Source organism: Stenotrophomonas humi (genome assembly GCF_001431415.1).
GTDB classification, from domain to species: Bacteria; Pseudomonadota; Gammaproteobacteria; order Xanthomonadales; family Xanthomonadaceae; genus Stenotrophomonas; species Stenotrophomonas humi.
Map to the genome: position 1 here is coordinate 112,259 of NZ_LDJI01000026.1, position 23,521 is coordinate 135,779.

8 protein-coding genes are annotated in these 23,521 nt (G+C 63.8%); 1 reads left to right on the top strand and 7 read right to left on the bottom strand.

All coding sequences use genetic code 11. The features are described from left to right. Positions 1-125: 125 nt before the first annotated feature. The 4 genes from ABB26_RS13935 to ABB26_RS13950 all read right to left on the bottom strand — a co-directional run bounded on the left by ABB26_RS13935 (position 126) and on the right by ABB26_RS13950 (position 7,623). Positions 126-1,376, bottom strand: coding sequence for a DUF819 family protein (locus tag ABB26_RS13935; protein ID WP_057635157.1), 1,251 nt, complete (start codon positions 1,374-1,376; stop codon positions 126-128). 160 nt (positions 1,377-1,536) lie between these two features. Next, positions 1,537-2,781: a DUF819 family protein gene (locus ABB26_RS13940; RefSeq protein WP_057635262.1), complete on the bottom strand. Its 1,245-nt coding sequence runs from the start codon at positions 2,779-2,781 to the stop codon at positions 1,537-1,539. A gap of 355 nt (positions 2,782-3,136) precedes the next feature. Beyond that, the gene (locus tag ABB26_RS13945; RefSeq protein ID WP_057635159.1) at positions 3,137-5,203 is read right to left on the bottom strand and encodes a S9 family peptidase; all 2,067 of its coding nucleotides are present in this window, start codon (positions 5,201-5,203) and stop codon (positions 3,137-3,139) included. Positions 5,204-5,631: 428 nt separating this feature from the next. Beyond that, positions 5,632-7,623, bottom strand: coding sequence for an OPT family oligopeptide transporter (locus ABB26_RS13950; RefSeq protein WP_057635161.1), 1,992 nt, complete (start codon positions 7,621-7,623; stop codon positions 5,632-5,634). A gap of 209 nt (positions 7,624-7,832) precedes the next feature. Between ABB26_RS13950 and ABB26_RS13955 the strand changes: the two genes are divergently transcribed. Next, positions 7,833-9,596 (top strand): peptide MFS transporter, encoded by a 1,764-nt coding sequence (locus tag ABB26_RS13955; RefSeq protein ID WP_057635162.1) that lies wholly within the window; start codon positions 7,833-7,835, stop codon positions 9,594-9,596. 109 nt (positions 9,597-9,705) lie between these two features. Here the strand turns inward: ABB26_RS13955 and ABB26_RS13960 are convergent, their stop codons facing one another. The 3 genes from ABB26_RS13960 to ABB26_RS13970 all read right to left on the bottom strand — a co-directional run bounded on the left by ABB26_RS13960 (position 9,706) and on the right by ABB26_RS13970 (position 23,084). Continuing rightward, positions 9,706-10,683, bottom strand: a complete 978-nt coding sequence (locus ABB26_RS13960) for a hypothetical protein (protein ID WP_057635164.1) — start codon at positions 10,681-10,683, stop codon at positions 9,706-9,708. Positions 10,684-10,911: 228 nt separating this feature from the next. Continuing rightward, the gene (locus tag ABB26_RS13965; protein ID WP_161809059.1) at positions 10,912-11,913 is read right to left on the bottom strand and encodes an OmpA family protein; all 1,002 of its coding nucleotides are present in this window, start codon (positions 11,911-11,913) and stop codon (positions 10,912-10,914) included. A gap of 11 nt (positions 11,914-11,924) precedes the next feature. Further along, positions 11,925-23,084 (bottom strand): SdrD B-like domain-containing protein, encoded by an 11,160-nt coding sequence (locus ABB26_RS13970; protein ID WP_161809060.1) that lies wholly within the window; start codon positions 23,082-23,084, stop codon positions 11,925-11,927. Between the last annotated feature and the right edge of the window lie 437 nt (positions 23,085-23,521).

The following is a 23,521-nucleotide window of genomic DNA, read 5'->3' on the forward strand; positions in this document are numbered from 1 at the left end:
GGCCGATGGCCCCGCCTTTTTCATTGCAGTCCGCAGGAGCGGACTCGGCCGCGAAGCCGGCCAGTCGACAGATCACAGGCTCTTCCACGGCACCGGAGTCCGTGGTTTCGCCGCTGAACTCGCTCCTACGCGCCGGCCATCCACTTCAGCATCAGGCCAGTCATGTAGGCGATAACGGTACCGGTGGCGTAGCCCACCGTGCCAAGCAGCACACCCACCGGCGCCAGGGTCGGATGGAATGCGGCAGCGACCACCGGTGCCGATGCAGCCGCGCCGATGTTGCCCTGCGAACCAATGGCGAAGAAGAACAATGGTGTACGCAGCAGACGGCTGACCAGATACAGCAGCCCGATATGCACGCCCATCCAGATCACGCCCAGCAGGAACAGCCATGGGCGATCAATCAGCGATAGCAGATCCATCTGCATGCCGATGCAGGCAATCAGGAAGTACAGGAACAACGTGCCAATCTTCGAGGCACCGGCGGCTTCCAGATTGCGCACGCGGGTGAAGCTCAGCGCCAGACCGATCAGGGTGGACAGCATCACCACCCACACGAAGGATGAATTCAACGAGGCCTTGCTGGCCCAGCTGACGTTCTCCCCAAACCAGGCCGCCAACGGTGTGGCCAGCGCATGCGCCAACCCCACCACGCCCAGGCCGACACCGACGATGACCATCAGATCGGTCAGGCTCGGATTACGCGCACTCTTGGCTTCGTACTCGGCGATACGACGCTTCATGTCGTCGATGGCCGTGGTATCGGCACCACTCTTGGCATCAATGGCCTGCGAACGCCCGGCCAGCCACAGCAGCACTGCCATCCACAGGCTGGCACACGCCACATCGACCACGGCGAACTGACCGAAGGTGGTGGCATCGACATTGAAGGTCTCGCGCATGGCGGCCATGTTGGCGCCACCACCGATCCAGCTGCCGGCCAGCGCGGCCATGCCGGCCCAGGTATCGCCGGCCACGGTTTCCGGGTGGATCAGCTTCATCACCTGGAACGACACCGCCGCACCGAGCACGATGCCGACCGTGCCGGTGACAAACATGATCAGCAGCTTCGGTCCAAGGCGGATGATGCCCTTCAGGTCAATGGACAAGGTGAGCAGTACCAGCGCTGCCGGCAGCAGTACATCGCGTGCGATGGGGTTGTAGAGTTTGGTGCCGTGGCCATCGATCAGACCCACGGTGTTGTAGATCGCCGGGATGAAATAGCACAGCAGCAGCGCCGGCACCCAGGTGAATACTTTCTTCCACAGCGGTGTTGGACCGCTAGCCAACCAGAAGATCAATGCCAGCGTGGCGGCGATGAGGCCAAGCCCGACGATGTCGTTGGTAATGAGTGCGGGGGTGTTTTCGGTCGGCATAAGGCCTGTTCCTGTCGATCGAAGGGAAATAAAAACGCCACGTTGGTAGCGTGGCGTGGGGAGGCGCAGAGCCTAGCATGCTGGTGTCGGTGACGGGCTTCTGGTCAGCGCCGCTGCAGCTGAATCCGGGTGTTTATCCCGATGTTTTTGCGCTGTCATCTCATCCTGCCATCGCCCGCAGTGCGATGCCGACAACGTAAGCCGCGCCGGTACCCACCGCATAACCCAGCGTACCCAGCAGCACGCCGACCGGCGCCAATGCCGGATGGAATGCGGTGGCCAGCACCGGAGCCGATGCGGGGCCGCCGATATTACTCTGCGAAGCAATGGCGAAATAGAAGAACGGCACGCGCAGCAGTTTGCCCACCAGCCATAGCAACACGATATGCACGCCGATCCAGATCACGCCCAGTGCGAACAGCCAAGGCTTTTCCAGCAGCGCCAGCAAGTCCATCTGCATGCCGATGCAGGCGATCAGGAAGTACAGGAACATCGAGCCCCATTTCGACGCGCCCACGCCTTCGAGCTCACGTGCACGAGTGAAGCTCAGGCCCAGGCCGATGAAGGTCGCCAGCAGCACCACCCATACGAACGGCTTGTCCAGGCTGACCGATGAGGCCCAGCCGACATTGGCGGCGAACCATTGCGACAGCGGGCCGGCCACCCCGTGCGCCAACGCAACGGTGCCGAACGCCACACCGCCCATCACCATCAGGTCGCCCAGCACCGGAATGCGCGCGTGCTGCGCCTGGTAACTGGCAACGCGATCACGCAGTTCATCCAGCGCGGTGGTATCGGCACCGCTGTGCTTGTCCAGCGCAGGTGCGCGCGAGGCGAAGAAGATCAACACCGCCATCCACACATAGCCCACACCGACATCCACCACCGCGAACTGCCCGAACGTGGTGGCGTCGACTTCGAAGATCTCCTTCATCGCCAGCATGTTGGCGCCGCCGCCGATCCAGCTGCCGGCCAATGCCGCCATGCCGCCCCAGGTAGCGCCGGCCATTGTTTCCGGGTGGATCCATGTCATCAACTGGAACGCCACCAGCGCACCCAGCATGATGCTCAGCACCGCTGCCACGTACATGGCCAGCATTTTCCAGCCAAGCCCGATGATGCCTTTCAGGTCGATGGACAGCGTCAGCAGCACCAGCGCGGCGGGCAGGAACACATCGCGCGCGATCGGGTTGTAGAGCTTGGTGGTTTCCCCGTCGATCAGGCCGAAGGTGTTGTAGACCCCGGGAATGAAGTAGCACAGCAGCAGTGCCGGCACGAAGCTGTAGAACTTCTTCAACAGCGAGTTGCTGCTGCCGGACGTCCAGAAAATAACGCCCAGCGTGGCGGCGATCAGGCCGAACACGATGATGTCGTTACTGATGAGTGCGCCTGTTGCGGCTGCCATCATCGTTTATCCCCTTGATGCTTGAGTGCTGAAAAGCCTGCCCTCACCCCAACCCCTCTCCCGCATGCGGGAGGGGGGCTTTTGAGATTGCAGACATCCTGATTGCTTCATCCCCAGGCGTGCAGGAGAAGGGCTTTTGAGATTGCGACCATCTTGATCACTCCCTTCCCCCGCGAGCGGGGTGAGGGCTTGTTGCTTACGAGCCATTGGCTCGTACAAGGCCGAACGACCAGCGCGCTGCGCTGGACAGGGGCGCGGAGCGAGGTGCCCGAAGGGCGGATGAGGGGGCTTTTGCTCCACCCAACCGCGCCAAGCCAAATAAAGAGGGCATGCCAGTGGCATGCCCTCACTTGCATCACTGACCGATGTGCTGCTTCAGCCAGTCATTGACCGTGTCATGCCACTGCACGCTGTTGTGCGGCTTGAGCACCCAGTGGTTCTCGTCCGGGAAGTACAGGAACTTGGACTCGATGCCCTGGCGCTGCAGCGCGGTGAACGTGGCCAGGCCCTGCTCCACCGGAATGCGGTAGTCCAGCTGGCCCTGCACCACCAGCATCGGCTTCTTCCAGTTGGCGACGTGGTTGACCGGGTTGAACTTCTCGTAGTTCTGCGGGACGTCGTATGGCGTGCCGCCCTGCTCCCACTCGGTGAACCACAGTTCTTCGGTGGCGTAACCCATGGCGCGCTGGTCGAACACACCGTCATGGTTGACCAGGCACTTCCACGGCTCGTTCCAGTTGCCGGCGATCCAGTTGACCATGAAGCCGCCGTAGCTGGCGCCCAGCGCGCACGCCTTCTCGCCGTTGAGGAAGCTGTACTGCTGCTGCGCTGCGGCCCAGCCCTTCTGCAGGTCTTCCAGCGGGCGGTCGCCCCAATGCTGGCTGATGGCGTCGGTGAAGGCCTGGCCGTAACCGGTGGAGCCATGGAAGTCGATCATCACCACCGCGTAGCCCTGGCCGGCGTAGGTCTGCGGGTTCCAGCGGTAGCTCCAGCCATTGCCGAAGCTGCCCTGCGGGCCGCCGTGGATCAGGAACGCGACCGGGTACTTCTTGCCTTCCTGGTAGTCGTGCGGCTTGACCACGTAACCGTGCACGGTCTCGTTGTTCCAGCCCTTGAACGAGAACTGCTCGAAGTCACCGAAGTCCACGTCCGGCAGCATCTCGCCGGCGCTCTGGGTGATGGCACGCAACGGTGCGCCTGCGGTGGTGGTGCCGGTGAACACCTGGTCGCCACTCTTGAGCGAATTGCGGCTGAAGGCCAGTGCATCGCCAGCGATGGCGAAGGACGAAATGCTGCCCTCGCCCACCACCTTGCTCACCGCGCCATCGGCCACAGCCACGGCGAACAACGGGTGCTCGCCCATGTCCTGCGCGGTCGTGTAGATGGTGCTGCCGTCGGCCGACAGGGTGATGCCGTCAGCGGAGCGGTCCCACTGCGGGGCGATCTCATGCGTTTTCCCGCTGGCCAGGTCCAGTGCGATCAGGCCGAAGCGGTCAGCCTCGAAACCCGGGCGCTTCATCGCGCGGTAGAACAGGGTCTTGCCGTCGGCGCTGAACACCGGGCCGGCATCCCACGCCGGGTTGCCGGCGGTCAGGTTGACCGGGGCCTTCTTGCCGGCAGCGTCGAGCTTGTACAGGTCGAAGTTGGTCGACCACGGTTCCTGGTTGCCCTGCACGCGGATGCTGGCCACCACCGACGTGCCGTCCGGCGACCAGGCGAAATCTTCATTGCCGCCAAATGGCTTGGACGGCGCATCGCCGGCCAGCGTGGCGCTGATTGCCGATGCGCCCTTCACTGCGGCCGCAGTGCCGGTCGGCAGCGGTGCCACGAACAGCGTGTTGCGGCGGCCATCGGCCCAGGTGTCCCAATGACGGACGAACATGCTGTCGAACACCTGGCCGCTGGTCTTGCTGGCCTTCTCGGCTTCCAGACGCTTGCTGGTGCAGGCCAGATCCGAGCCGCAGTCCTGGAACACGCCGGCGCTGAACACCACGCGGTCGCCCTGCGGCGAGACGCGGTAGCTGTCCACATCGGTGGCGAAATCGGTCAACTGCTGCGGCGCGCCGCCGGCCAGCGGCATGACGTACAGCTGCTGGCTGCCGTTCTTGGCACTGAGGAAGTAGACACTCTGGCCATCAGCAGAGATGGCAGCCGAGTTGACGTTCCAGCCTTCCGGCGACAGTCGCTTCGGCGGCGCCATGTCACGGGTACGCAGGTCGCGGATCCACAGGCTGCTGCTGGCTTTCAGATCGGCATCGACGGTGCGCTTGGCAAATACCACCTGGGCACCGTTGGCGCTGAGCAGCGGCGCGGACGCGCGGTCCAGCTTCACCATGTCGCGGACTTCAAAACCGCGCGCACTGGCCAATGATGGCAACGCGGCCAACAGGCACAGGGGCAACAAGGCGTGACGAAGCTTCATGGGCATCTCCCGGAATAAAGGCAAACCCCGATGGTAGGCGGCGAGCTTGTCCCGTTGCAAAGGCTTGAAGTCATGCCCGGGCAACCGCCGAAAACAGCAAAGCCGCCCGGGGGCGGCTTTGTGTTGACTGGACTGCAATGCTGCCTGCGCCCCGCTGGCGCCTGAGCCCCCCGCTTTTGCAGCAAGCCCCTCTCCTGCGAGCGGGAGAGGGGTTGGGGTGAGGGCGCTCTGGCTCTGGCTCTGGCTTCGGCTCCAAGCCCGCTCCCTTTGGCCGCAGACCAAGGGGAGGACTGGGCAAGGGTGCATTCGCATTGGCTTTTGGGCGCTAAAACCCCAGCCAAATCAAAGTCCAAAGCCCCCATCCGCTCCTGCAGGGCACCTTCCCCCGCAAGCGGGAGAAGGAACACAGGGGGCCAGCCGTTTCAGCCTCAGGACTTCGCCGCCGGCTCACCCTTCTTGCCGATGCGATACATCAGCAGGCCGACCAGGAACAGCACGAACAGACCAACCCAGGCTGACAACGTCGCCCAGGTCTCCGCAAAGCCGCCCAGCGGCAATGCCAGCACGTCGCCCTGCCCGCTGACCACGATCGGCACCGCAATGGCGATACCCATCAGGGCTTCACCGGTGATCAGGCCAGCAGCAAACAGCACGCCCGGGCGATGCACGCGGTCGCGGCCTTCTTCATCGTCCGCACGCAGCTTGTGGAAACGCTCCACCAGGTGGGCCAGCAGGCCGCCCAGGAAGATCGGCACCATCAATTCAAGCGGCAGGTAGATGCCGATGGCGGCAGCCAGCACCGGCACGCGGAAACGCTTGCCGGTCTTCTTCAGCCATTCGTCGATGGCGATGATCGCCGCGCCGACGCCCGCGCCCAGCGCGATCATCGTCCACGGCAGTTCACCGCCGAACAGGCCACGCGCCACCGATGCCATCAAGTTGGCCTGCGGAGCGGCCAGCGAGTTCGGGTGTTCGGCAGTCGGGGCACCGATGCCGTAGGCATGCGCCAGCAGGTTAAGCACCGGGGCCATGATCAGGGCACAGGAGAACGCACCAATGCCCAGCATCAGCTGCTGCTTCCACGGGGTGGCGCCGACCAGGTAACCGGCCTTGAGGTCCTGCAGGTTGTCACCGCCGACAGCGGCAGCACAGCACACCACCGCGCCGATCATGATCGCGGCCACCGCACCCAGCGGCGCACCGCCGATACCGACCGGGGTCAAGCCGTCCTTGCCCAGCAACAACACCAGCACCACCGAGGCGAACAGGATGGTGGAGATGGTGATGCCCGACACCGGGTTGTTGGACGAACCAATCAGGCCGGCCAGGTAAGCCGACACCGATACGAACAGGAAGCCGGCGACGATCATGATGATGGTCATCGGGATCGACACGTGCCACTGGCCGACGATGGCCTGGTACAGGCCCAGCAGCGGCAGGGTGAAGGCGATCAGGGCGATCAGCATCCACTTCATCGGCAGGTCGCGCTCGGTCTCGGCCAGGGCCGGACCGCTGCTCTTGCGGGCAGCCGCGAAACCACTCTTCACGCCGTTGAGCAGCGACTTGCGCAGCGAGAACAGCGTCCAGACACCACCGATCAACATGGCACCCACGCCCAGGTAGCGGATCTGCGAGCCCCAGATGGCGAATGCGGCGTCGGACGATGAGGCCGAGGCCAGTGATGCCGCCAGGTCCGGGTTGCCTGACAGGAAGAACGCCTGGTACAGGGGAATGGCGATGTGCCAGGACAGGATCGCGCCGGACAACACCACGATGCCGACGTTCAGGCCGACGATGTAGCCCACGCCCAGCAGGGCCGGTGACAGGTTGGTGCCGATGAAGGCGGTGACCTTGGAGCTGCCGACATAGGCCGACTGCGCCCAGGCGTCCGGGAAGATACGCAGGCCCGAAGCCGCAGCCAGCTTCACCAGGCCACCGATCGCGGCCGAGATGCCGAGGATCTTCATGCCTGGACCGGGGTTCTCACCGGCCTTGAGCACTTCGGCCGCCGCCTTGCCTTCCGGGAAGGGGAGCGGATCTTCGACGATCATCGAGCGGCGCAGCGGTACCGAGAACAGCACGCCCAGCAGGCCACCCAGGCCGGCGATGCCCAGCACCCACCAGTACTTGAAGTCCGGCCAGTAGCCCATGATCACCAGCGCCGGGATCGTGAAGATCACACCGGCGGCAATCGACGAACCGGCCGAAGCACCGGTCTGGACGATGTTGTTCTCAAGGATGGTGCCGCCACCGAGCAGCCTCAACACGCCCATCGAGACGACGGCGGCGGGAATGGCGGTAGCGATGGTCAAGCCTGCGAACAGGCCCAGGTAAGCATTGGCAGCAGACAGCACCACAGCCAGCACGATGGCAAGAACCACCGCGCGGAATGTGAGCTGCGCAGGCGCAGCGTTGTTCATGTAAAGCCCTTGGATGGCAAAAAACCGCTGTCACGCTAACGCCGGCTTAACGGCAAGTCCAGTCGGGGCGGACCATTGCGCGGGGCAAAGTACATCCCGTGGCCGGATTTGGCACAGCCCGGCCCCATGCAGCACGTTGCGGCGGTGCCGCAGAAGCAGCCGCTCCCGGCCTCTATACTCGCCGGCTTCGTTCGCTCTGGCCGCCGCCGATGTCCTCCGCTTCCCTTCCCATGACCGGTACGGATGATTTCCTGGGCCACCCCAAGGGCGTCTATGTCTGCTTCTTCACCGAGATGTGGGAGCGCTTTTCTTTCTATGGAATGAAAGCGCTGCTGCTGCTGTACCTGACCAAGTACCACCTGTTCGGCGACAAGGCCGGGCTGGATCTGCTCGGCGCCTATGGCGGGCTGGTGTACTGCATCCCGGTGTTTGGCGGGCTGCTGGCCGACCGATGGCTGGGCATGCGCAAGGCGGTGGTGTTTGGCGGCATCCTGCTGGTATTGGGGCATGCCGGCATGGCGTTCGAGGGCCATCAAGCCCATCGCGTCGCCGGCGAAGTGGTCCGTGACGAAGCCGCGTTGAGCATCACTTATCTGTCGCTGGCACTGATCATCATGGGCGTGGGCTTCCTCAAGCCCAACATCTCCACCATCGTCGGCAAGCTGTACCCGGAGAACGATCCTCGCCGCGATTCGGGCTTCTCGCTGTTCTATGCGGGCATCAACCTGGGCGCGCTGTTCGCCTCGCTGGTCTGCGGTTTTCTCGGCGAAGCCTATGGCTGGAGATACGGATTCGGTGCCGCCGGGATCGGCATGCTGGTCGGGCTGGGCATGTTCCTGTGGGGCCAGAAATACCTGCAGGGCCATGCAGAACCGGCGCAGCCGCACACACTGCGTGAGCGCGTGCTCGGCCTGCCACGCGAATGGTTGATCTACGGCGTGGCCATCGTCGCGGTAGTGCCGGTGGCAGCATTGATGTGGGCCGCTGCAAACGGCGCGTTCGCACTGGGCGGCGAAATCAGCCTTGCGCTGATGCTGATGATCGTGGTGCTGGGGGGCGTGCTGCTGTGGTTTGCCTGGTTTACCGGCACCCAGTGCACGCCGGAACAGCGCCAGCAGATGATCGCGCTGATGGTGCTGATCTTCATGGCACTGGTGTTCTTCACCTTGTATGAGCAGACCTACGGTTCGTGGGTCACTTTCACCGACCGCCTGCTGACCAAGGATCTGGTCCCGTCGCTGGTCGTGCGTGAGGGCACACCGCTGCCGTGGTCGATTGTTTCGTTGCTGCTGGCACCGCTGGGTTTCGTGGTGGCCGCGCGGTTGTCGGACCGCAACCCCACCTCGAAGGCACCACGCACGCTGTTCGCGCTCATCGTGATCGCGATGCTGGTGATGCTGGTGCGCGACTGCCTGGTGCTGCCACAGACCGCCGGTTCGCTCACTTACCTGGGCGCGTTGTTCCTGGTGCTGCTGGCGCCGCTGTTTGCCGCGCTGTGGGCGTGGCTGGACAAGCGCCGGCTGGATCCATCCAAGCCGGTCAAATCCTCCTTCGGCCTGGTGTTCGCTGCGTTGTCGTTCGTGCCGTTGGCGTTGGCCGCGCAGCAGGTCGGTCTCACCGGGCAGATGGCCAGCGTGTGGTGGTTGGTGCTTGCCTATCTGATTCTGGAAATCGGCGAGATGTGCTTGTCGCCAGTGGGCCTGTCCGCCGTCACCCAGTTGGCTGCGCCGCGCGTGGTCAGCCTGATGATGGGCACCTGGTTCCTGGCCACGGCGTTCTCCGAAACGCTGGCGGCGCTGTTCGGCAAGCTTGCCGCCATCGATGTCCCTGAAGGCGAAGTAATGGACATCGCACAGGCCGCCGCACGCTATGAGCATCTGTTCTGGCTGCTGATGTGGATTGGCCTGGGCTGCGCGGTTGTCGCACTGCTGGTATCACCGCTGCTCAAGCGGATGATGCACGGCGTGCGTTGAGGCCGGCAGGCAGCGCCCGCACCAGCAACCGACTGCCGCTCCGGACCTGGCCACGCATGCATGGCCAGGCAGACGTCCCCGCACCGGACAACACCGGGAGCTGGGATGCTCAGCCGATATCGGCCTTCACCTTGCGATAGGCATCGCCCAGCATTTCCCGGAAATGCATCCGCTGGGCGAAGGTCAGCACTACACCGCGCTCGAACTCCGCCACGGCGCCACTCCAGTCATCAAGCGTGTCGTCGTTGTAAACGCGTTGATAGGCTTCCCAGGCACCTGCGGCCTTCAAATGGAGATGCTGGGCGAACAGTTCCAGCGTCTCACCGTCTTTCAGTACAAGGCGGCGACTGGTCTGCGTATGGCTGAGCACGTCACGCAATGCCCGATCATCGGCCAGCTGCGACTTCCAGACATGACCATTCAGGTGCCCATGGACGAATCGCAGGATGGCCTCGTGGTCATCCTCCAGCCCGCGCTGGTAGACGCCGTCATCCAGCAGGAGATGACGATCGTCGAACAACCACTTCACCAGCAACGTCGCCGTCTGCTTCGTTGTGTTGTGTATGTTTTCCGGATCGAAGTCATAGGCGCCCAGGAACTGCCGGTCCTCGACGAGGCGCACGTCGATGGTCTCCACCCGCTGCTTCTTCAATGAGAACCACAGCTTCAGCTCGGCGACATCACCCACGGCCCTACGAAACAGATAGGTATCGTCATAATCTTCGAACTGACCGTCGAAGAACGCCAGGCAGTGCTCAAGACTGGAGCCAGGGCCTGCCCACCCGTTCCAGAACCCTTCCGGCAATACCGCACTTCCCTTCGGGCTGCAGGCGTACAGCGATATCGCCTGCAGGTAGCACTCCAGACTGCCGCTTTTCAGGGAGACCGGTGGATAGAACCGGTCATTGATGATGTCGAAGGCGAAATGGTGCTCCATCCCCCGCGCCTTGTCCTTGATGGACCTCTTGCCCTGGTTCGCGGTGACCGATTTTGGCGGCCTGGCAAGAGCATGTTGTGCGAACCATTCGACGAGCCGTTCATCCGTGCTCTTGGTTCCCACCAGGCCCACCCATTCTGAAACATGCATGGCTTCCTCCCTGAGGCGATGACAGAAGCCGGATTATGCCGCAATGAATCGAGAGGACCGCCTTGCAGCTCCAAGGTCCATGCGCCCGTCCGCCGACAGCGGGCAGGATCCCGGCATGACGATGCGAAGGATCCGTGCATCGGGCTGTCCGTGCCCTCCGCTCGGCAGTCCACGTCCCGCTCCACTGATTGCCTCTGCGCTCCCAACAAGCCGATATGCCCGAATGATTCAACGCTCGACCTGGAACTTCACCTCGACGCGGCGATTGGGTAGCAGACATTCCTTCAACTTTGCACCGCGTAGACCGTCGCAGGCCTGCACCTGCTCGCGGTCGCCGCGCCACTCGTACTGGATGCGGTCAGCGGCGATGCCCTGATCAATCAGGTATTGGCGCACGGTCCGTGCTCGACGCTCGGACAACCCCTGGTTGTACTGGTCGGTCGGGCCCTTCAGCCGGTCGGCATGGCCGACCAGCTGCACGCTGACGAGGCGCAGCTTTTCTTCGGCGATACGGCGCAGGGCGCCCTCCATGCCAAGCACCGACTCCGCGCGCATGTGCCGGCGGGTATCACGATCGAAGTCGAACACCACGTTGGCGGTGAGCGTCATGTTCTGTGGCGCCGGTGGTGTGCACTGCCGGGCCAGGGCTTCGGCTTCGTTGGTCAAATCCTCGGCCATCTGGATATAGGGCTTGGAATGCCGCCATTGCTGCTGGTTGAACTCATTGCCGGCATGCACCAGCTCTACTTCGCCGCAGGCCACTTTCTGCTGCGCGCACGCAAAACCCGGTGTGCCATGGATGAGCTTCAGCCGCTGCCACAGGTCGGCGCGCAGGTATTTGGCGTCGTTCACCAGTGGCGTGTCGGTCGGCATCGGGGAGACGCCGCGCTCCATGCCGTCGATCAATGCCACCGATTCATCCAGCGCCGCCTGCGGGAAATGACTGCGGTCGTTGCGGCTGTACTCGTGGAACGAGACATCCAGCCAGCATTGCGCCTTGGCCAGATGGTAGTCACGCACCGGGCGACCCCCATCATTCAACGCCTGGATACGGTCCTGGGTGGCCTGGTAGCGCGAGTGGTCCGCGTACAGCGCCTCGTCGGTGATGCGCTGTTTCTCCGGCGTCAGCTCGGTGCGTTTCCCAGGGCCTTCCTGCTGCGCCCAAGAGGGCGCGGCACAGGCAGCAGCCAACATCAAACCCGTGATCAATCGCGTGCGGCGAAGTGTCATGTCCGGTGTCCTCATTGCTGCGCCGGCTTGCGGTAACGGTGGTCGTCGCGACGGAACAAGTCTTCGTCAAACTTGAACCGCAGACGGATGAAAGCGCCTTCGTCGGTGTACTCGTAGCCGGCCAGATCCGGGTCAGCGGCGAAGCCGACAAAGTTGTAGCCGGCAGACAGCCACAGGTTCTGCCGCAGCAGACGCCCGATCTCCATGCCGTAGGCGTACTGGTCACTTCCGTAGTCGCCACGGAAGGTGGAGCCAAGCACACCGATATCCCAGTTCTCGGTGATGTCGTAGACCACCCGCCCCGATATCAGCACGCCACGGAAACTGTCGTCGACCCGATCACCGTCTGCATAGGCAAAACGATCCTTCTGCCACTTGGCGGCGATGCGTCCGGTGAGCCACCACGGTCGCGATGGATGCCAGTCGGCATGCGTGGAGACGATGTGTGCGGCGGTACGCACGTCCTGGCCGATGTCGCGGCTGGAACCGCCATCGACGCCCATGCCGCTCTTGTCGGACTCCAGCTTGTACTCGTAACGTGCCAGTGCGTTGATCCGGTTGCGGTCGGTATCCCGGTAGGCGATACCCAGCTGGAAGCGATCCTGCATCACGTCACCGCGCGCCTTGTAGTCGGTGGACAGCAGGTAGTTGCGGGCCAGCAGGGTCCAGTCACGATTGAGCTTTCGCGCCCACATCAACTGGAACAGCGTGGTGTTGAACTCCTCGTTGGTGTCGAGCGTTCCGTCCACGTCACCGGAGATGCGGTACTCCAGGCGCACCGCACCGCGCCACAGCGGATTGGCGCTGTAGTCCAGCCCGAACGCCAGCGCGGTGGTGTCGCCGGTATCACCGTCGTAGATCTTGACGTGCTCGGCCGCCGTACTCAGTCGCAGCCCCTCTGTGAGGCTCCAGTCATTGCGGATACCCGATGCCATCTGTACATCGCGACCCGCGATGGCATCACGCAACCGGTACTCGCTGAACACCTGGGTGTCCTTGAGATAGGTGCTGTCCACACCGAATACCAGGGCATCGCTCTCGCGGTCGGTGGTGGTAATGCCGTAGGCGCTGGTCAGGCCGGTCTGCTTCTCGTAACGGCCGTACAGACGGTTGCGCTCACGCAGGCGATAGTCGGCACCGAAAGCGAAGCGGTTGCGATCCTCACCGTTGACGTCCTGCTCGTATTCGCCCCCCAGCACCAGCTTGTCGCTGATTTTGTAGCCGGCACCGACATGCACGCTGTCTGATTCCAGCTCGGTGCCGACCGGCAACGTGGAGTTGGGCACGGTGCCCTCGCTGCGGATCACCGGCAACCCGGTCAGCGGATCCAGCGGTTGTTGGCCATAACCCAGTGCCCCGCCTGCGCTGCCCGTGGCAAAACCACCACTGAGCCCACCACTGCTGCCGAATGGTGGCGAGATGGACCACGGCGAATAGGCACCCACCGTCTCGCGGATGCTGCGCACCCCGAGATCCAAGGTGAGGCGTTGGGTAGCATCGATGCGTACACCCGCACCAGCCGCATTGCGGTCACCGCCTTCGGGGTTGCGATCTTCGCTGCGCATGGCTTCCACGTACACCTGGAAGCGTGGATTCACCGCCCACGTCAGCTCCAGGTCGTACTCGCCACGCCCGCCATACAACGGCGAGGACGGGTTGTTGAACGCCGGATCACTGCGGCCGGCAAACATCCGCGCATCAAAACGCTTGCCGTCGTGGGCAAACTCCATGCGGTAGGCATTGCCCTCCACATCACCACTGAGGTTCTGCAGGCCCGGTGTGGCGTACTGATTGATCGAGTTGGTGTTGACCTCGCTCTCGGTACGCGCCGCTTCCAGCACCATCCAGGTATTGGGTCCAAAACGGAAACCCAGATTGGCGCTGCCCATCTTGAACGGTGCGAACGGGTTCTCGTCACGCACGTAGGACGCACCGGCCTCGATTGCCTTGGTCAGCCGGAACTGCGCATCCACGCCGTACACCCAGAACTTCTCCGTACCTTGATCCAGTTCGTAGGTCACCCGCAGCGAGATCGGGTTGAGCTCGCTGTCAAAGCCCGGCAGGAAGGTGTTGAGCAGGATGCGCCCGGAGAACGGCTCGAAGCTGTAGTCCACCAGCCGGCCCAGTGCGCGTACGTTGATGATGCGGCTGGGCTGGTTGCGGTCGCGGGTGATCACCTCCACCCGCTCACTGCCTTCCAGCACGGCGTTGTTGCTCAGCGCATACGGGCCACTCCCCTGACTGGGGAATTCGTCGATCACCTGGCGCAGCGAATCCTCCATCGCGAACACGTTGCCGCGCACGCGCTTGCCCTCGAAGTGCCAGCCGAAGCCAGTCGCAGTGCGGTTGTACGTGCCCAGACTGCGCATCACCGCCTTGCCACTGCTGCTGATGCCGGTCTGCGTGGTCAAGGTATCGCCGGTCTGGAAGTCGCCGTACATCATGTAGCTGCGGTTCTTGTCGATGCGCACGTACAGACGCTCGGCCGAGCGGGCATCGAAGCCGCGCAGCGAGGAGTCGCCATAGACCGGGTAGAACTCTTCCGGCTGGATGTCGCGCAACAGACGGCCACGCACTTCCTTGTCCGAATCGTAGGCGGCGGTCAGCAGGTACTCGCCCTTGATCTTGCCCTTGACGAAGAATGCCGTGCGTGCGGCAGCATTGGCCTTGCCGCTGTTGAAGTCGCGCTCCCAGCGGCGGATGTCACGGTCAAAGCCATCGTCACGACGCGCGGTCTCCAGTGCCGCACCGTTGCGGAAGTTGACGATCCCCTCAACCAAACCGGTAGCCAGCAGCTCACGCATTTCCGGCAGGAAGCTGATGGCATTCTCGGCGGCCACACCACCGGAAGTAATGCGCAGCAGCACGTCCTGCGGTACGTCCGGGGCCAGCAGATCGAACTCGGCACGACCGTTCTCCACCGGCAATTGAATGCCCGGAGTGCCGCGATCAGCGTCCAAGCGGCCCGGCCCGAGCTCATCGGTGCGCCCCCCGGCCAGACGCACGCGCCCGCCGCTGTATTCGATGGTGGCAAAGCGCTTGCCCGCCAGTGGCTTTTCATCGGTACCCAGCAGCTGCACCACAACATGCACCGGTGACTGGCCATCGGCCGGAACACCGTCGCGGTCCACGTCCACCCGGATCAGTTCAACCTCGGTGTTGGCGCTGTAGTCCACGCTGCCGGACTGCAGGTTGATTGCCTGCGGTGGATCGTCGGTGCTGGCCGGCGACTGCGGTTGTGCCAGTGCATCGGTGGGCAGCGCGGAGTCGAAGCGATGCTGTGCACCCTGCGCTGCGGCCGTGGTCGCCACGGTCGCTTCCTGGGTGCCAAACACCGCCCCGCCCGTGTGCGTCACCGGCACTGCATTCGACGGCGCGGCATCGCTTGCCACGGAGCCGGCAGTGGTGCGTGTCATCGTCGTTGTGTCGGAAGCGCTGGCAGCGACAGGCGCATTGCCTTCCATACCCTGGCTACCCGGCTCCTGCCGCAGGTTGCCACGCGGTACCACGATGCCACCGGGCCGTTGGTTGGCCGAATCGGTAGCGTTGGTCGGCGCACGCAACGGCTGTGCCTGGAAGCTCAATGGCAGACCCTGCAGCTCGCTTTCGACCGAGCGCACCTCGCCCTGCGTACGACGCGCCTTCACCTGCTCAAGCACCGCATTGGAACCACTGCCCTCGATGAAGTCCGCACGGTGCAGCTCACCGTTCTTCAGATCGATGAAGAGGCTGTCCGCGTCGCCCAGGTTGCGGTTGCTGCTGGTGGTCAGGCGCGACCCGATCGGCAGCGTGCTGCTGTCCACCTTGAGCGTGTGGCTTTTTGGCGGAAGGCCGCAGTAGCTGTACTTGCCCTCCGAGTCGGACACCATCCACGTGCCGTCGTTGAAATAGAAGCGCACACCCGGGATGCCGATCTCCTCACTGTCCTGGATGTGGTTGTTGTTGCTGTCCACGAAGATCTTGCCAAGTACACAGGCCTCATCAGTGAACACGCCACCGGTGATCCGGACGCGGTACTGCGCATTGTTGGACGGCACCGTACCCGGGCGTGGCTGCAGCGTGCCCGGATCGACGCAGCCACCATCTATCGAACAGCCGTGCGCTTGAGCGCGGTTGATACCGTCACCCTGCATCGCGCCCACGCCCACACGCACGCGGTAGGTCAGCAGAATCTGCTGGCCCGGCCGGATCGAGCCGACATCGAACACCAAACGCGGCCCCGGCTTGCCCAGCGGATCGGCAATACCGGCGCCATCAGCACGCGCAGTGCCGTTGATGTATGTCAGGCCCGGCGGCAAGTTGTCGATCACGTTGACCGTGTTCAATGCCTGCCCCGCGGTCTGCCGAATGCTGAGCGTGTACAGCACCGTGTCACCGATCTCGACGATCTGCTTGTCACCGGTCTTGGACAGCACCAGGCCCGGCGCGACTGCCGGGTCCAGCGGCAGGTGGTTGTGCACGATGTTGGCCGTGGACGAACCCGCAAACAGACCCAGGTAGTACTGCGTGCCGGCACCCACGGGAGCGGTGGGCGCGGAGGCCTGCGGCTGCACGTTGAACGTGGTGCCGGCGGCACCGGCAGGTGACAGCGTGCCGTTCTCGGCCGGGATCAGCGTGGACCGGAAGGTGTAACCGCCAGGCGGCGTCACCGTGAGCTGGAACTCACAGCGGTTGGGTGCGGCCGGCCCCAACAGGAACTGGTAATAGCCATCGGTGCCGACCGTCATCGAAATGCGGTCGCCGTCGATGTTGTATCCCCCCTGACCGCCATTGAGCACCGAGGTCGCCGGGTCATAGCCCGAACACATGCCGACCGTTGCCAGCGTCACGATGGCACCTGGTACCGGATCACGCGTCACCGCGTCATACACCAGGCCACTCGGATCGACCGGCAGGCTCTGCTGCGGCAGGTTCTCACCGGCCCGCAACACCACTTCCAGCTGGGTGATGCCATCGCCGTCGATGCGGCAGCTGGAGGCCAGCCCGTCGTCGATGCCACGGCGCGTGTCGCACGGTGCCGGCGGTCCGGCCGAGGTCTCGGCATTGACCGGGAAGCCCCACAGCACCCGGCTCTGCGGGTGGCGGAAGCGCACGTCGTAGCGGGTCCCGGGGAGCAGGTCGAGGAAGCGGTAGGCACCATCCACGCCGCTGTTGGTGGTACGGATCACCTCGTTGGTGGCCGGATCGAACAGTTCCACGATCCAGCCGGCCAGACGGGTATCGCCGGCATCCAGCAGCGCATCGTCGCTACCACCGTCGAACCACACCGTGCCGGACAGGGATGCAGCCTGCTGCACTTCGGTGGGAACGCGGCAGGCATTCTGGGTGATGGCGGGGTCGCATACCGGCAGTTGGGTGACGTCGCCGTCGAAGGCCCCCTGCTCGCTGGTCGACGGCATGTGGTCGTTGTCCTCGCCACCGCCACGCACTATCACCGCGTTGTTGATGGGCGAGGCGGCTGCTGCAGCCGCACTCACCGCAACAGCAACGGTGATGGCATCGGCCGACGTGGCGCCATTGGCGATCACGGTGCTGCTGGTGCAGCTGAAACGGTCGGCGCCGACAGCACCATTGCATACCCAGCCATTGCCGGTCGGTGTTGCCGCCAGTGTCACGCCCACCGGCAGGCGGTCATCGACCTGGTAGCTGCCCTCGGTCAGCTGCGGTCCAATGTTGCGCACCCGGATGGTGTACCTGGCGATGTTGTTGACGGTGAAACGGGTGGGCTCGGCGATCTTGCTGACGACCAGGTCCGGACGGTCGGCGATCTCGCCGAAGTTCTGGTTGATCGCCTCCTGGCCCAACGCCACGATGATGGCACTGATCGCCGAGGGCAGCGTGCTGACCGGCGTGGCCACGCCCATCGGCCCACCGTTGACGGTGCCGGCGCTGGTGATGCCGTTGGTGGTGTTCGGCGGCTGGTCCGGCTCGGTCACCGTATAGGTGCCGGGGCGCAGGTTGTCGAACTGATAGTTGCCGTTGGCATCGGTGACCACGGTACGCGGCGGTATCACCGCACGTGGCGCCGGGTTGTTCGCCGGCAGGTCGTCGTCGCCGGTCAACTGCAACGTGACATTCGGGATGCCCGACTCATTCGCATCGATGATGCCGTTGTTGTTGTTGTCGTAGTACACCCGGCCGCTGATCGATGCGCCACCGATCTCACCGAAGTTGTTGCCGGTGCTGGCTTCGTCCAGCCCCAGCTTGATCGTGCTGATCACCGAGGGCGTGACCGCCGCCGCAGTGGCCGTGCCACCGGTGCTGCCCGCCACGGTGATGCCATTGAGCGTACCGGTCGGCTGCTCCGGTTCGGTGACCGTATAGGTGCCTGGCAGCAGGCCGCCGAACAGGTAATTGCCATTGGCGTCGGTCACCATGCTCTGGCTTACCGACTGGCCGTTGGCATCGGTACCGCTGAGCTCGATGGTCACGTCGGCGATGCCGGCCTCGCCTGCGTCGATCACGCCATCGTTGTTGCCATCCAGCCATACCCGACCGGCTAGCGAACTGCCGCTGGGTTCTTCGCCGAAGTTGAACTCCAGGCCTTCACTGGCGCCGATGCCCACGCTCAGGTCGATCTGGCTGATGCGGTCGGTGCTGGCCGGATCGCCAGCCACCGCCGTGCCGGGCGTGCAGCCGCTGCTGCAGGCCGCGCCGTTGACCATACCCGGATTGATCGCGCTGGGCCGATTCCGGTAGGTGCCCGTCGGCAGCGGCTGGCGCAGCGTGTACACAGTGAACGGGTCGAGGTTCTCGAACTGGTAGGCACCAGCGCTGTCGGTGGTGGTGGTGGCGACGACCGCCGAGGTCGCCGCGTCGAGCAGTTCGACCGTGGCACCGACGATCGCCGGATCGCTGCCGACGGTACGCACGTTGTTGAAGTCGGCATCGATATAGACGAAGCCGGCAATGCGCGCATTGTTCAATTCGGGGAAGTTGTAACGCTCACCATCGGTATCGACCGGCAGCACGATGCCGGTGTAGCTGGAATCCGGCGTGCCTGCGGCATAGGTGCCGCCCAATGAGGGCGCCAATGGCCCACTCGCTGGCGGGTCCACCGGGCCGTTGTAGAAGCCGGCTGGTTGGGTCTGCAGGATGCGGTAGCCAACGGCGTCGGACGGCGACAGGTTGTCGAACACGTAGTCACCACCGCTGCCCGTGCTGATCGTCTGATCAACCGGATTGCCGTATTCATCCGTACCGGTCAGGCGCAGCGCGACATTGGCGATACGCGGCTCCACCGATGCGGCTTGCGGCACGCCACCGTTGGCACCGCTGCGGTCGCGATCCTGGAACACGGTACCGGCCAGCGACGAGGCGACCACGTTGATGGGCGCCGTGGCCTCGTTGTTGCCGCTGTTGCTGTCGACCTGTTGGGTCGACACTTCCGCCCGGTTGATGGCACTGCCACCCGGTGGCACCACATCCCAACGCGCCGGAATGATGATGCGCACCTTGCCTTGTTGGGCAAGCACCGAGGTCACGTCACCCACGTTGCAGGTCACTTCCTGCCCCACCAGGCTGCAGGTGCCGGTGCCGTCAGGCACGTCGTCGTTCACATAGGGCGAGTCGGGCCCCACTTTCTGCCAGGTGATCGGCGATCCGGTGACCACCATGTTCGGCGGCAGCGTGTCGGTGATGATGGTACCGATGCCATTGAGCGGATTGCTACCGGTCCGGTCACGCGAGAGGCTGCTTCCCGGGCCGTTGTTGATCGCGTCGATCACCCAGTAGAACGGTTCGCGCAACGACACGGTGCTGATGGCGGCAGGCAATGTCGCGTTTGGATCTGCATCCGGCGGTGTGTTCCGTGACACCGCGCGCTTGCTCACTGCAAGGTCGACACGAATGCCTATGGCAGTGTTCTCCGTGGCTTCGTTATTGGATCCAACGGGGTCAGCTTCCGAACCGCTGGCTTTAGCCGTATTGCGGAGCGTGTCGCCGCCAGGACCCGGTTCGGTCAGGTACTGGTAGCGCAGATACAGCGCCGATTCGGAGCCACTCTTGATCACGCCAGTGACATGCGGCGTGAAACCCGCGCCGGGCATCGCGCAGTTCACCGTCAAATCTCCGCCGGTTACCGGGTTGGCCGTTGCCACGGTGCAGTTGGCCATGGAGAAAGGCCCGGCCGCGTCCGGCGAGGCGCCGAGGAACAGCACTGTCTTGCCCGCTGCAGCGGTGACGGTATCCACCAGTTTGACGTTGGTGGCAACCGAAGGCCCCTGGTTAAGCACCCTCACCCGGTAGGTGATGATGTTCACGGACGGATCATCCGGGTGGAAGCCCAGCGGATCCCAGCCGATATCGTCCTTGTTCAGCAGCAGATCCGCGCTGCCCACATTAATGGTCAGCACTGCATCCTTCTGATCATTGCCCTGCGACTTATCGGTGTTGAACTCATACTGGCCCTGCGCGTCGGTGCCATTGCTCAGGTCCGGCGTACCGTCGTTGTTGAAGTCGAAGTAGAAGTCCGCGACGTTGGGGTAGATACGCGTGACAAGTGAGTTGAGGTCCTCCAGCGGACGGATCGTGATGTTCATGCTCTGCCGCTGGCCACCGGGGATATCCAGCGGCGCACAGGTCACCACCAGCGTGCCCGCTCCACGGCCAACCGTGTTGACGTTGGGGCGCCCATCGGGGCCGGGAATCGCTTCCACGCCGCCGGTGAAGTCCAGATCGCAGTTGACGGTGGAAGGACCGCCGGTACGGGTGGCTTCGACCAAGGTGAAGCCGGCGTCGTTCGCAAGCAACGTGAACACATCGCGGAACACCACCCCGGGCGCAAGCGACGGACCTTCATTGAGATAATCGATACGGTACTTGGACTCCACGCCGACCGAACCGGTAGTACCGGTGGTGATCTCTTTCTTTTCGGTGGTCACATTGGACACGCGCGGCACGCGCACCCAGTCCGAGCCAGTGTTGTTGCCCGGGTTCACCTCACCTGCTGTGCCCGGCACCAGTGGGTCGATGCCCAGGCTGGCGTTATTGCACCATGCGCCAGGCGGCATTGGCTGGCCACCGCAGGTGCCCGCAGGATGTGAAGCACTATCGGCCAGTAGTCCGCTCAAGCGCACCACGATGGTTGCCCGATCACCACTCGCCAACGGCGTAGTGCCCGACTCACAGGTCACGGTTCCGTTGGTGCTGACACCACAGTTCCAACCGGCAGGGCCTTCCACCACGGCGGTGGTTATATTCGGGAGAAAGCCGGGCAGTGAGTCCTGCATCACGATGCCATTGGTCGCATCCGGGCCGGCATTCCGGATCACGATGGTGTAAACAACACCGGTGTAACCGACTGGCAGGGTGTTGTCCGTATCTCCAAGATCATTGGTCATCTTGGTGACGCTCAGGTCCGAGCGCAGTGGCGTGGGGGTGATGGTGCCGTTGCTGCAGTTGTTGTTGTCTTCCGGGTCGCCCAGACCGCTGTCGGTATCCGGCTCCAGTGAGCCACCCGAGCCGCCGGTACAGGCTTGGTTGGTGAGCGGATTGCCCTCTGCCTCCGGATGCGCGAAGGACTGCAGTTTCAGCGGCGGCGCGGCCTGCCCGGCGGCAAGTGGGTAGTTACCGGCCATCAGCGTGCAGGTAACAGTCTGCCGCTGGCCGGCTTGGTAAGCCGAGGCCACACAGCTCCACGGCGTGGTGTCGGACGGGAAGTACTCCTCACCGATTGCCAGCTGGTCCACCACCTGCACATTGTCGGTGGCCGCCGCCGGACCGATGTTCGTTACCGTGATGGTGGACGTGACGATGTAGCCGCTGCCTGCAGGTGGTGCACCAGGTCCGGGCCAGGTGGGAACAAGATTCGGGCTCTTGGTCTTGGTCAGGCTCAGGTCGGCGCCGTCCGGCAGCACGCGGAAGTCGACCGTGCCGCTGTTGTTTCCCGGAGTCGGGTCCGGCAGCGTGCCGGTGACGGTAGCGGTGTTGCTCACGTTACCGCTGCTGCCCGGACCGGTCAGTGGCACGCGCGCGACGATGGTGAAGGTGGCGCTTGCACCGACCGCCAACGTAGCCGGCGAAGGCAATGCGCAGTCCACTTCGGTCGCAGCGTTGATCGTGTTGCAGGTCCAGCCACTGGCGGCATTCACGCTCTCGATGAGGAAGCCACCCGGCAACGGGTCGTTCATCGTCACGCCTTCGGCAGGACTGGGGCCGTTGTTGGTCACGGTGACGGTGAAGGTGATGGTTTCACCGGGCAGTGCCGGAGTCGGGGTTGCGGTTTTGCCGACGCTCAGGTCGGCACCTGCGGCCACCTGCACCGTTGCGTTGTCGTCATTGTTGCCTGGGTTCGGGTCGGGAGTGCCCACCGCCGTCACCGTGGCGGTATTGACCAGGCTGCCGCTGGCGGCATTCACCTTGCCCTTGAATGTATAGGTCACCGTCTGGCCAACCGCCAAGGTGCCGCCGTAGGTGCCGTTCTGGTTGTTGAATGTCCAGCTCGGGTCCGACGACTGTGCGCTGTTGGCCACATAGGTGACGCCACTGGGCAGGCTGTCGGTCACATTGAAATTGGTGGAGGCGCTCGGGCCCGCATTGAAGATGCTGATCGTGTAGGTCACCTCGGCACCGGCAACCACCGGGTCGGGCGACGCCGTCTTGGTCATCTGCAGGTCGCCGGCTTCCACCAGCGTGGTGCCTTCCACTTCCAGGTTGTCGCCGATGTTGCCGTCGCCGGCATAGAACGGATTGCCTGCAGGAATGTCACCCAGCTTGGTGCCCGGCGGCGGGCCCGGATCGCGGCCGACCGCGGCAGTCAGGTTCACGGTGGGCGGGTTCGGCATGCCCAGCCCGGCGGTACTTACTTCCAGGACAAAGTCGGTCGAATCCCCATCCCCCAGTGTCTGGCTGATGTCGCAGACCACGCGCGGACCCACATCAGGAGCGGCCGGCGCACTGACGGTGCATCCTGGCGGCAGGTTGACCGGATTGGTGCCGGCAGGGAGATCGAATGCGATGACGGCATCGCTGACATCTTCGGGGCCGCCGTTGCGGATGTTCACCGTGTACTCGATGACACCACCGGCAGGCACCGGATCGGCGGCCTCCTGCACACCGGTGATCTGCAGGTTGGCGGCGAAGGCCGAAGGCATCCACCCCAGCAACGCCGCAAACCCCAATCCCAGCATCTTGCGGGCACTGCGGCCCAGCACGTGCCCCGTCTTATCCATCGCGTCCGTAACGACCTGCTGCACCATTGCAACTCCCAAGCACACCGACGGATTGGCTGCGCGCGAAAGCACGCACTCGACTGGTCACTTCAAGGTGAACAGGCCAAAGTACCCATCGCCCGATTTCCCTGCGACGTTTCCCCACCTGTTCAAATGTTCAACCCATGAACATTTCGCAAACGAAATACCGTGCTCGTCGTGAAGGCAACGTAGTGATTTCAAAAATCACGGACAAAACGAAAGGGCCGCACTGAAAAACTGTCGTGCGCTCGTTGCATTCGTGAAACCCTCGTGATCGACGTCATGCGACGGATCAGCAAAATGCTGGGAAATCCTGCATGAAAGTGACGTTCCTCCGCGCTACTCCACGAATCCATCACAAACATGACGAGACGCAGCTGTCGCCTGATCCAGCCGGAGAAGATTCACTTGCGGAT

Excerpts from the sequence above, each read along its gene's own strand:
- ABB26_RS13935 (WP_057635157.1), bottom strand. The coding sequence starts at position 1,376 with ATGCCGACCGAAAACACCCCCGCACTCATTACCAACGACATCGTCGGG.
- ABB26_RS13940 (WP_057635262.1), bottom strand. The coding sequence starts at position 2,781 with ATGGCAGCCGCAACAGGCGCACTCATCAGTAACGACATCATCGTGTTC.
- ABB26_RS13945 (WP_057635159.1), bottom strand. The coding sequence starts at position 5,203 with ATGAAGCTTCGTCACGCCTTGTTGCCCCTGTGCCTGTTGGCCGCGTTG.
- ABB26_RS13950 (WP_057635161.1), bottom strand. The coding sequence starts at position 7,623 with ATGAACAACGCTGCGCCTGCGCAGCTCACATTCCGCGCGGTGGTTCTT.
- ABB26_RS13955 (WP_057635162.1), top strand. The coding sequence starts at position 7,833 with ATGTCCTCCGCTTCCCTTCCCATGACCGGTACGGATGATTTCCTGGGC.
- ABB26_RS13960 (WP_057635164.1), bottom strand. The coding sequence starts at position 10,683 with ATGCATGTTTCAGAATGGGTGGGCCTGGTGGGAACCAAGAGCACGGAT.
- ABB26_RS13965 (WP_161809059.1), bottom strand. The coding sequence starts at position 11,913 with ATGACACTTCGCCGCACGCGATTGATCACGGGTTTGATGTTGGCTGCT.
- ABB26_RS13970 (WP_161809060.1), bottom strand. The coding sequence starts at position 23,084 with ATGGATAAGACGGGGCACGTGCTGGGCCGCAGTGCCCGCAAGATGCTG.